The sequence below is a fragment of the Pseudomonas cuatrocienegasensis genome (assembly GCF_900110925.1).
Classification (GTDB): domain Bacteria; phylum Pseudomonadota; class Gammaproteobacteria; order Pseudomonadales; family Pseudomonadaceae; genus Aquipseudomonas; species Aquipseudomonas cuatrocienegasensis.
On the sequence record NZ_FOFP01000018.1, the window covers coordinates 84328 to 94031 of the forward strand.

The following is a 9704-nucleotide window of genomic DNA, read 5'->3' on the forward strand; positions in this document are numbered from 1 at the left end:
GGCGGGGCGTGGCAAGGGCAGGGTGGCGACTCAGTTGCTGGGGGAGGACAGGCTGCTGAAGTCCAGCCCGCTCATGGCCAAGCCCATGGCCAGCATGGCGAAGCCGCCAAGAAAGAGCGCGATGATACTGCCGAGCATCAGTGCAATGAACAGCCCGGCGAGAATTTTCACTGGCAGGCTGTTCGGCGGTGCCGGCGGACCATAGCGGTTGGCGCCGTCATTCCCCGGGATCAGCAGCATCAGTAACCAGAAAACACTATTTACCAACGGCACCAGGTTAAGTAGCAGCAGCCAGGCGCTCCAGCCGATATCGTGGAGGCGCTGTGCGCCGATCTGCACGCTGATCACCAGCATGGCCACTACCAAGACGATGGTCAGTAAGCCACCGACTATGTCGGAGAGTGCTGCCGCGATACCGACCACCCCCATGACTGCGACGAAGGCTGCCATCATCACCAGGGACCAGGCCAGGTAGCGCAGGCGGCCGATGCGGCCGTTGATGGAAAAGACCTTCAGTTCGCTCACTTCGGGCAGCGCTTCGGTCACATCAGCCCGCGGCGTTGCGTAAGGGTGGGCCGCGGCTGATGGTTGAGCGGTTGCAGGTGGCTGCGCCGGTGTTTGTTCAGCCAGTTGCGCCTGGCGCGCCAGGTACTTGTCGATGATGATGCCGCAGGCCATGCATTCCGGGCTCTTGGGCTGGCGATGGGCGCACTTCGGACAGCTCATCTCAGGCAGGCTGGTCGAGGGCGCGATGGGGGCTGGGTCAGCCGCTACCAGTGACAGATTGGCAGCCAGGTCGTGCTCCTTGCGCACGCAGGCTCCGGCGCGTTGCAGCGCAGCCAGATAATGCTCGGCCTCTTCATCTGTCAGGTCGCGCTTGAGAGCGACGGTGCCGCCCTTGAACAGGCTGTCTATGCGCGTGTGGTCGCTCTTGAACAGACGAACGAGGTTATCCTTGACGGTATCGAGCGCCATTTCTGGCATCAGTTCACCATCAAACACGATCTTGTAACGGGTCGGGGCCATGCGAGCTTCCTTGTTGACGCACTGTGGGTCAGCACCGGGTGCTGGATGTAGCTAAGCATTTCGCCGAGCATTCGGCGAGGGGGCGATGTACTGAGTGTTTTAACACTGGGCAAGCCTGCGTCAACATAGCGCTACAGGTGAAGCATCGGCCGACCAGCAGCAGAATTGGCTGGCCGAAGCGTCTGTCAGCGGCTCAGATGCTGGGATAAGCGCTGACTCCTTGCCAGGGCATCCCGGTACTCCTGGTCCAGGCGCTCGATCAGCGCCGCCACGCTGGGCAGGTCGTTGATTCCGCCAGCGCCTTGTCCGGCGGACCAGACGGTCTTCCAGGCCTTGGCTTCCTCGCTCATCGGCTTGAGCTTCTCGCCATAGTTCACCTCGCCCTTGCCCAGGCGTTGCAAGTCGTAGCCGGCCTGCTCAAGGCTCTGACGCATAAAGCTGGCGGGGACACCGGATACCGCCGGGGTATGGATGATATCGGCGGCGCGCGCGTCCAGCAGCATCTGCTTGTAGGCCGGTGAGGCGTCGTTCTCCTGGGTGGCGATGAAGCGCGTGCCCAGGTAGGCCAGGTCGGCGCCGAGCAGCTGGGCGGCGAGAATTTCGTGGCCATGGTTGAGGCAGCCGGCCAGCAGTAAGGTCTTGTCGAAAAACTGGCGTATCTCGGCGATCAGCGCGAACGGGCTCCAGGTCCCGGCATGGCCGCCGGCACCGGCGGCTACGGCGATCAGCCCATCGACGCCGGCCTCGGCAGCTTTTTCGGCATGCCGGCGGGTGGTGACATCATGGAATACCAGTCCGCCGTAGCTGTGCACGGCATCGACCACATCCTTTACCGCGCCCAGGCTGGTAATGACGATCGGTACTTGATGGGCCACGCACAACGCCAGGTCTGCCTGCAGGCGAGGGTTGCTGGCGTGGACGATCAGGTTGACCGCGTAAGGTGCTGCGCTGCTCTGCAGGCCTGCTTCGATGGTTTCCAGCCAGTGTTTGAAGCCGCTGCTGTCGCGCTGATTGAGGGCCGGAAAGCTGCCGACGATGCCGTTGTTGCAGCACGCCAGCACCAATTGCGGGTTGGACACCAGGAACATCGGCGCGGCAACCACTGGCAGGCGCAGGCGATTTTCGAGCAGGGCGGGTAGCGACATGGCGAAACTCCAGCGAACGGATTGGCTCAGAACGGTTTGACGACGACCAGGATGACGACCCCAAGCAGTACCAGCACCGGGGCTTCGTTGAACCAGCGGTAGAACACATGGCTGCGTTGGTTTTCGCCGTTGGCAAAGCGCTTGAGTTGGGCGCCACAGACATGGTGATAACCAATCAGCAGCACGACCAGGGTCAGCTTGGCGTGCATCCAGTCCTGGCTGAAGTAGTAGCTCGGGTTGAGCGTCAGCAGCCAGATGCCCAGGCCCACTGTGGCAATCATGGAAGGCTGCATGATGCCGCGGTAGAGCTTGCGCTCCATCACGCAGAAACGCTCGCGGCTGGGCGCGTCATCACTCATCGCGTGGTAGACGAACAGCCGCGGTAGATAGAACAGGCCGGCGAACCAGCAGACCATGGCGATGATGTGCAGGGCCTTGAGCCATAGGTAAAGCATGATGCCCCTCCGGGGTCAGATTAAGGCTCTGATAGTAGAGGCCTGTGCGCCGTGCGTCATCTGCATGGTTGGCCCCTGGCCGATGCGGCCTTATCATCGGCAACTTTCCAATGGTTCTTTGCAAGGGGCGCGTCATGGTCAAGGTAGGTATCGTCGGCGGCACAGGCTACACGGGCGTGGAGCTGCTGCGTCTGCTGGCCCAGCACCCACAGGCACAGGTCGAGGTCATTACCTCGCGTTCCGAGGCGGGACTGCGGGTCGACGAGATGTACCCGAACCTGCGTGGTCACTACCCGGATCTCGCCTTCAGCGTGCCGGATGTCGCTACCCTCGGCGCATGTGATGTGGTGTTCTTCGCTACGCCCCATGGTGTGGCCCACGCCCTGGCCGGTGAGCTGCTCGCTGCTGGGACCAAGGTCATCGACCTGTCGGCTGACTTCCGTCTGCAGGATGCTGACGAATGGGCCAAGTGGTATGGCCAGCCCCATGGCGCGCCGGACCTGCTGCCGGAAGCGGTGTATGGCTTGCCTGAGGTCAATCGTGAAGCGATCAAGCAGGCGCGCCTGATTGCGGTGCCGGGTTGCTATCCCACTGCCGCACAGCTGGCGCTGATTCCGTTGCTGGAGGCCGGTCTGGCCGATACCACGCAAGTGATCGCCGACTGCAAGTCCGGGGTCAGCGGTGCTGGCCGCGGTGCCAGTGTTGGTTCGCTGTTCAGCGAGGCCGGCGAGAGCATGAAAGCCTACGGGGTGAAAGGCCATCGGCATCTGCCAGAAATTCGCCAGGGGCTGCGCCGGGCTGCTGGTAAGGATGTCGGCCTGACCTTTGTGCCGCACCTGACACCAATGATCCGCGGCATACATGCGACTCTCTACGCCACTGTAGTCGATCGCTCGGTGGACCTGCAGGCGCTGTTCGAACAGCGCTATGCCAATGAACCCTTCGTCGATGTGATGCCCGCCGGCAGCCACCCGGAAACCCGCAGTGTGCGCGGTGCCAACGTCTGCCGGATCGCCGTGCATCGTCCGCAGAATGGTGATCTGGTGGTGGTGCTGTCGGTCATTGATAACCTGGTCAAGGGCGCCTCTGGCCAGGCGGTGCAGAACATGAACATTATCTTCGGGCTCGATGAGCGTCTGGGTCTGTCCCACGCAGCCCTGCTGCCCTGATGGGCGGCTGGGAGGTTCGCCCTACTGACCCGCGCCGTACCCGGCGCGTGCGTCTGGCGTTGGCTGCGCTGATTCTGGCTATTCCGCTGGCTTTCTACCTGGGTACGCAGTGGTCTTTCCTGGCGGCGCCCGCTGGCGAGGGTGCACACACCAAGCGCCAGCAGGAGGGCGAATTGCGTCAGGAGGTAGAAGACCTGCAGCAGCGCCTGGCGGTGGTCAGTAGTGGCGAGCGCGTGGCCCAGCAGGCTAATGAGCAAAGTCGCCTGACGATCAAATTACTGGAAGAGCAGATCTTCAAGTTGCAGCAGAATCTGGCGTTCTATAAAGGTGTCCTGGCGCCCGGTAGTCGGCGTGAGGGCTTGCGTATTCAGACGTTCGAGCTGCAACCCACAGATGTACCTGGCCGCTTCCGCTACAAATTGTTGTTGAGCCGAGTCGGTGATGGTGAAGAACCGTTGCAGGGGCAACTGCACGTGGTGATCGATGGGCATCGGGACAAGCAAGCTGTCAGTCTCGAACTGGCGCCGCTGACCGAAGGGTTAGCTGATGCCCTGACTGATCAAACGATTGCCTTTTCCTTCAAGCACTTTCAGGCTATTCCTGAGGCGGCACGTTTTGGCGAGCTCGCGGTGCCGGAGGGTTTTATCCCGGATGAGGTCAAGGTGCAGGCACAGGTCAAGGGAGAGAAACCCCTGGTCCGAACATTCAAATGGTTAGACGCAAGAGTGACGATTCCCAATGTGGAGTAAAGACAAGAGCAAGACCGACCTGCAGCGCTTCACCGGCAAAACCAGCCTGATCGCCGCGGGCGCTGAGCTGAGTGGCAGCCTGTGCTTTCAAGGTGCCGTGCAGATCGATGGACGGGTCAGCGGTAACCTGTTGGCCACTGACGGGATGGTGCGGGTCAGTGTCGAAGGTCGGGTTGAAGGCGAGCTACGCGCTCCCCATATAGTCATTGATGGCGAAGTGGTAGGTGATGTACATGCCGGCGAGCATCTCGAGTTGGGCAGTCGTGCGCGGGTACGCGGTAACCTGTATTACGCTCTGATGGAGATGGCGATGGGGGCGAAGATCGAGGGGCGTTTGTGCCCGCTTGGCGAAGCCAGCACGCCCCTGCAACTGCCGGAAACCCTGGATATGCAGAATAGTTGACCGCTTTTCTCGGGTAAGCGGATAATATGAAGCCTCAACGCAACAAGGCGCACTGCGCCAGGAGAGAGTCAGAATGAGCGTCGAAACCTTCACCCCCACAGCCTTGCTGTTTACGCAAGGCGCGGCGAGCAAGGTGAAGAGCCTGGTCGATGAGGAGGGCAATCCTCGCCTCAAATTGCGGGTCTTTGTGACCGGCGGCGGCTGCTCGGGCTTTCAGTATGGCTTCACGTTTGATGAGGAAGTCGCTGACGATGACACCATTGTCGAGCGCGAAGGCGTCAGTCTGGTTGTCGATCCGATGAGTTTTCAATACCTTGCCGGTGCCGAGGTCGACTATCAGGAAGGTCTTGAGGGTTCACGCTTCGTGATCAAGAACCCGAACGCCACCACCACCTGTGGTTGTGGCTCGTCCTTCTCGATCTGAGCCCTGCCGCTGAATAGAAACGCCGTGCTTATGCACGGCGTTTTCGTTTGTGGTTCAGGCCGGGTAGATCGCGCCAAGCACCCTTAGGCCGCGGGCGCCGGTGACACTGGGGCGGTTGGCGGGTATCGATTCCATGCAGCAGTGTGCAAGCCAAGCGAACGCCATGGCCTCCACCCAGTCTGGCGCAATGCCATAGGCCTCGGTACTGGCGACATGGGTGCCCTCAAGCAATTCCGCGAGCCGAGTCATCAAGCTACGGTTGTGTGCGCCGCCGCCACATACCAGCAGTTGGTCTGTGATGGGTTGAGCTTGGCGCAAAGCACGGACGATGCTCTGGACGCTGAGCTCAAGTAGCGTCGCTTGCACGTCGGCGGGATCGAGGACTGGATGCACGGCGAGGTGACGATCCAGCCAGGGAAGGTTGAACAGCTCACGCCCGGTGCTCTTCGGGCCTTGCGTCTGGAAGAACGCATCGGAAAGGAGTGCCTTGAGCAAGTCAGGCTGCACCTGACCGCTAGCTGCCCAGGCACCATCGCGGTCATAGGCGAGACCCTGGTGACGCTCGATCCAGGCATCCATAAGCACGTTGCCCGGCCCACTGTCGAAGCCGCTTGCCGGTTGTCCTGCCTGCAGCAGGCTGAGATTACTGAAGCCGCCGACGTTGAGAATGGCGCGGCGTTGTGTGGCATCGGCAAACAGCGCTTCGTGAAATGCCGGTACCAACGGTGCACCCTGGCCACCGGCTGCTACATCGCGACGACGAAAATCTGCCACGACGGCAATGCCGGTCAACTCTGCCAGCAGAGCAGGGTTGCCAATCTGGATGGTGAAGCTCCGTGCAGGCTCATGGCGTACGGTCTGACCGTGGCTACCAATTGCGCGGATCTGACCGGCCTGCAACTGTTTTTCCGCAAGCAAACCATGGATGCCTGTTGCAACCAACTCTGCCCAGCGCTGCTCGGCCAGTGCGGCACGTGCCAGCTCATCATTACCCGATACGCACAAGGCCAATAATGCCTGGCGCAGGTCATCAGGCATTGGCAGGTAGTGCGTAGCCAGCAGTTGAGTCGTGGTGGTTTGCTCAATCAGTGCAATGTCCAGCCCATCCAGGCTGGTGCCGGACATTACACCCAGGTAGAGCGGCATTGATCAGCGCTTGTTGAGGGCGAGCATGGTGGATTTCTCCTGGTCCATGCGGGCCATCAGCGGCGTGCTCAGTTGCATGAAGCGCGCCTTTTCACTTTTGGCGATAGGGTCGGCCATTGGCAGTTTCTGGCTCAGCGGATCGACATGGGTGCCGTTTACCTGGAACTCGTAATGCAGATGCGGCCCTGTCGAAAGCCCCGTGGTACCGATGTAGCCGATGATCTGACCCTGCTTGACGCTTGAGCCATTGCGCACACCTTTGGCAAAACCCTGCATATGCGCATACAGCGTGCGATAGCTGCGGCCGTGCTGGATGACCACGGTATTGCCATAGCCCCCTTTGCGACCGGCCAAAATAACCTTGCCATCACCAGCAGCCTTGATCGGTGTGCCGCGCGGCGCGGCGTAGTCGACGCCTTTGTGGGCGCGGATCTTGTTGAGGATGGGGTGGCGGCGGCCATTGGAGAAGCGCGAGCTGATGCGGGCGAAGTCTACCGGTGTGCGAATAAACGCCTTGCGCATGCTTGTGCCATCGGCGTTGTAGTAACTGGTATTGCCCTGCTTGTCGGTGTAGCGCACCGCAGTGTAAGTCTTGCCGCGGTTGGTGAAGCGTGCAGAGAGAATGTCGCCGCTGCCGACACGTTTGTCACCGACTACTTTCTCTTCATAGATCACTTCAAATTCATCGCCTTCGCGGATGTCCATGGCGAAGTCGATGTCGTAGCCGAATACATTGGCCAGATCCATCGTCAGATTGTGCGGCAGGCCGGCACGCTTGGCAGCCACGAACAGTGAGCTGTCAATAACGCCATGACTATAGACAGAGCGCACGTCCGGTTTGATCAGCTCTCGTTCGAATGCATAGCCGCTCTCGGCTTTCTCCAGGCGGATGCTTTCAAGGGCATCGAGTTTGCTGCTCAGGCTTTGCAGCTGGCCGTCGGCTGTAAGCGTAAAAGCCAGGTCCTGGCCGACTTTTAAGCGACTGAACTGCTTTGCGTCTTTGCTGCTACTGAGCACATCGTGAAGGGTGTTGGCTGATAGGCCGACCTTGGTAAATACAGTTGAGAGGGTGTCGCCATTCGCGACGCGCACCACCTTGTGCAGCGGGTCGACGGGTGCCTGCGCAGTGTTCGGTTCTTCTGCCCCAGGCTGTTCGGCGGTTTCGTTAGGGGTTCCAGTCTGAGCGAAGGGAGAGGTGTCTTGGTCCTCAGTCAGCGCATTGTCATCAAGGAGGGGTGTGTCCTGAGGGGCGTATTCGGCTGAGCTTTCAAGGTCCAGATCAAGCGATGTCTTTTTTGCTTCTACTTCACGGGAGGGGAACACCAGCAGGGCCAGGCTGAGGAGGGCGGCCACCCCGCTGGCTGCGAGGATGTGGGTTTTGGGATATAGCGGCGGCGCTTTAGTTGGAGAGGTCATAGGCTGCTTTTTGATTTGAAGGTGAAAAGGAAAAGATGAAGAACATGATGAATATGCAGTAACTGTATAAAATATAACCAAAAGCCCCATGAGGCAACCCTAGGACCGGGGCTTTTGCCTTCAACGCCCCGGTACTGGGCAAAACTTGTGATTTGTCCCCGATCTTGTATGGTTGGTTCCCTTTCGTTTTTGAGTGGTCGTGAGTCCTGTCATGAAGTCGGTTGAAGAGCAGTTGGCGCTGATCAAGCGCGGCGCGGAAGAAGTTCTGGTCGAGTCCGAGCTGGTGGAAAAGCTCAAGCGAGGGGTGCCGTTACGGATCAAGGCCGGTTTCGATCCGACCGCCCCGGATCTGCACCTTGGGCACACCGTGCTTATTAACAAGCTGCGGCAGTTCCAGGAGCTGGGTCACCAGGTGATCTTCCTTATAGGAGACTTCACCGGAATGATCGGCGATCCTAGCGGCAAGAGCGCGACTCGCCCGCCGCTGACTCGCGAGCAGGTGCTCGAAAATGCGGAGACTTACAAGACTCAGGTTTTCAAGATTCTCGATCCAGCAAAGACCGAAGTTGCGTTCAACTCCACGTGGATGGATGCCATGGGGCCGGCAGATTTCATTCGCCTGACCTCTCAGTACACCGTTGCTCGAATGCTAGAGCGTGACGACTTCAGCAAGCGCTATTCGACAAATCAGCCGATCGCCATTCACGAGTTTCTCTATCCGTTGGTGCAGGGTTATGACTCGGTAGCGCTACGGGCGGACGTCGAGCTGGGTGGAACCGATCAGAAATTCAACCTGCTGATGGGGCGTGAGTTGCAGCGCGCTTATGGTCAGGCTTCGCAGTGCGTTGTCACCATGCCATTGCTCGAAGGGCTTGATGGCGTCAAGAAGATGTCCAAGTCCTTGGGCAACTATGTTGGTATCCAGGAAGCGCCTGGTGTCATGTACAGCAAGCTGGTTTCCATTCCTGATGTGCTCATGTGGCGGTATTTCGAGCTGCTGAGCTTCCGCACGATGGATGAGATTACGCAGTTCAAGCGCGATATCGAGCAGGGCGCTAACCCGCGTGATATCAAAATCAAGCTGGCTGAAGAGATAGTCGCGCGGTTCCATGGTGAGGAGGCAGCTGCTAGCGCTCATCGCTCGGCGGGTAACCGCATGAAGGAAGGCGAACTCCCTGAGGATCTTCCAGAGGTTGAGCTCGTCAGCGCCGAAGATATGCCGATTGCGGCATTGCTTAATAAGGCAGGGCTGGTGAAGAACGCTGCCATGGCTCGTGACCTGCTAAATGCTGGTGGTGTGCGCATTGATGGCGAAGTGGTGGATCGCGGCTTCCTGTTTAAAGTGGGCGCAACCCATGTATGTCAGGCCGGCAAGAAAGCATTCGCGCGTATCTCGTTAAAAGCGCAATAAACTCCTTGACGCCTTTTCCTGTGAGCCTATAATGCGCACCTCTTCCGGCGCGGACTTCTCGGATAACTCGTTTTAAATCAATGAGTTAGCTTAAAAAGAGGGGTTGCAAAGCAGCGAAAGCTGTGTAGAATGCGCCGGGCTGACGAGGTAGTGGTTTTAGCGTCGTTGGCAGGTTGGTCGAAGTTGAGTTGAGGCGGTAAAAGAGGTGGTTGACAGCGGTTTGAAACGCTGTAGAATTCGCCTCCCGCTGACGAGAGACTTGGATTGATCGTAAGCGCAAGCGGTTGAAGTTGAAAAGAAATTTTCGAAACCGCTTGACAGGAAATGAGGCTGCTGTAAGATGCGCGCCTCGGTTGAGAC

General features: G+C 59.3%; 10 protein-coding genes and 1 pseudogene. 5 read left to right on the top strand and 6 right to left on the bottom strand.

The genetic code is table 11. From position 1 onward, the window contains the following. Positions 1-30: 30 nt before the first annotated feature. From BMW49_RS20470 to hemJ, 3 genes are all read right to left on the bottom strand, one after another. Positions 31-1026: a DUF805 domain-containing protein gene (locus BMW49_RS20470; RefSeq protein ID WP_069520785.1), complete on the bottom strand. Its 996-nt coding sequence runs from the start codon at positions 1024-1026 to the stop codon at positions 31-33. A 185-nt stretch (positions 1027-1211) separates the two neighbouring features. Then, on the bottom strand, positions 1212-2171 hold the full coding sequence (locus BMW49_RS20475; RefSeq protein WP_069520783.1) for an NAD(P)H-dependent flavin oxidoreductase: 960 nt from the start codon (positions 2169-2171) through the stop codon (positions 1212-1214). A 26-nt stretch (positions 2172-2197) separates the two neighbouring features. Further along, positions 2198-2626, bottom strand: coding sequence for a protoporphyrinogen oxidase HemJ (hemJ, locus tag BMW49_RS20480; RefSeq protein WP_069520781.1), 429 nt, complete (start codon positions 2624-2626; stop codon positions 2198-2200). A 134-nt stretch (positions 2627-2760) separates the two neighbouring features. Between hemJ and argC the strand changes: the two genes are divergently transcribed. The 4 genes from argC to erpA all read left to right on the top strand — a co-directional run bounded on the left by argC (position 2761) and on the right by erpA (position 5371). Next, positions 2761-3795 (top strand): N-acetyl-gamma-glutamyl-phosphate reductase, encoded by a 1035-nt coding sequence (gene argC / locus BMW49_RS20485; RefSeq protein ID WP_069520779.1) that lies wholly within the window; start codon positions 2761-2763, stop codon positions 3793-3795. Next, positions 3795-4544, top strand: a complete 750-nt coding sequence (locus BMW49_RS20490) for a DUF6776 family protein (RefSeq protein ID WP_069520777.1) — start codon at positions 3795-3797, stop codon at positions 4542-4544. The genes argC and BMW49_RS20490 overlap by 1 nt, the downstream gene beginning before the upstream one ends. Next, positions 4534-4947 carry a bactofilin family protein gene (locus BMW49_RS20495; protein WP_069520774.1) on the top strand — a complete coding sequence of 138 codons (414 nt, stop codon included), beginning with the start codon at positions 4534-4536 and terminating at the stop codon, positions 4945-4947. Before BMW49_RS20490 ends, BMW49_RS20495 begins: the two co-directional genes overlap by 11 nt. A 73-nt stretch (positions 4948-5020) precedes the next feature. Beyond that, positions 5021-5371: an iron-sulfur cluster insertion protein ErpA gene (gene erpA / locus BMW49_RS20500; RefSeq protein ID WP_069520772.1), complete on the top strand. Its 351-nt coding sequence runs from the start codon at positions 5021-5023 to the stop codon at positions 5369-5371. Between the two features lie 54 nt (positions 5372-5425). Here the strand turns inward: erpA and BMW49_RS20505 are convergent, their stop codons facing one another. Together BMW49_RS20505 and BMW49_RS20510 are read right to left on the bottom strand one after the other, a co-directional pair. Continuing rightward, on the bottom strand, positions 5426-6517 hold the full coding sequence (locus BMW49_RS20505; RefSeq protein ID WP_069520770.1) for an anhydro-N-acetylmuramic acid kinase: 1092 nt from the start codon (positions 6515-6517) through the stop codon (positions 5426-5428). A 3-nt stretch (positions 6518-6520) separates the two neighbouring features. Next, positions 6521-7933: a peptidoglycan DD-metalloendopeptidase family protein gene (locus tag BMW49_RS20510; RefSeq protein ID WP_069520767.1), complete on the bottom strand. Its 1413-nt coding sequence runs from the start codon at positions 7931-7933 to the stop codon at positions 6521-6523. Positions 7934-8144: 211 nt separating this feature from the next. On the opposite strand from BMW49_RS20510, the gene tyrS reads away from it, so the two are divergent. After that, positions 8145-9344, top strand: coding sequence for a tyrosine--tRNA ligase (gene tyrS / locus BMW49_RS20515; RefSeq protein ID WP_069520764.1), 1200 nt, complete (start codon positions 8145-8147; stop codon positions 9342-9344). 85 nt (positions 9345-9429) lie between these two features. On the opposite strand, the pseudogene BMW49_RS24995 reads toward tyrS, so the two are convergent. Further along, positions 9430-9704: pseudogene (locus tag BMW49_RS24995) on the bottom strand (hypothetical protein); the annotation flags it as partial.

Coding starts and splice junctions, on each gene's coding strand:
- hemJ (WP_069520781.1), bottom strand. CDS start 2,626: ATGCTTTACCTATGGCTCAAGGCCCTGCACATCATCGCCATGGTCTGC.
- argC (WP_069520779.1), top strand. CDS start 2,761: ATGGTCAAGGTAGGTATCGTCGGCGGCACAGGCTACACGGGCGTGGAG.
- BMW49_RS20510 (WP_069520767.1), bottom strand. CDS start 7,933: ATGACCTCTCCAACTAAAGCGCCGCCGCTATATCCCAAAACCCACATC.
- BMW49_RS20495 (WP_069520774.1), top strand. CDS start 4,534: ATGTGGAGTAAAGACAAGAGCAAGACCGACCTGCAGCGCTTCACCGGC.
- tyrS (WP_069520764.1), top strand. CDS start 8,145: ATGAAGTCGGTTGAAGAGCAGTTGGCGCTGATCAAGCGCGGCGCGGAA.
- BMW49_RS20475 (WP_069520783.1), bottom strand. CDS start 2,171: ATGTCGCTACCCGCCCTGCTCGAAAATCGCCTGCGCCTGCCAGTGGTT.
- BMW49_RS20490 (WP_069520777.1), top strand. CDS start 3,795: ATGGGCGGCTGGGAGGTTCGCCCTACTGACCCGCGCCGTACCCGGCGC.
- BMW49_RS20470 (WP_069520785.1), bottom strand. CDS start 1,026: ATGGCCCCGACCCGTTACAAGATCGTGTTTGATGGTGAACTGATGCCA.
- BMW49_RS20505 (WP_069520770.1), bottom strand. CDS start 6,517: ATGCCGCTCTACCTGGGTGTAATGTCCGGCACCAGCCTGGATGGGCTG.
- erpA (WP_069520772.1), top strand. CDS start 5,021: ATGAGCGTCGAAACCTTCACCCCCACAGCCTTGCTGTTTACGCAAGGC.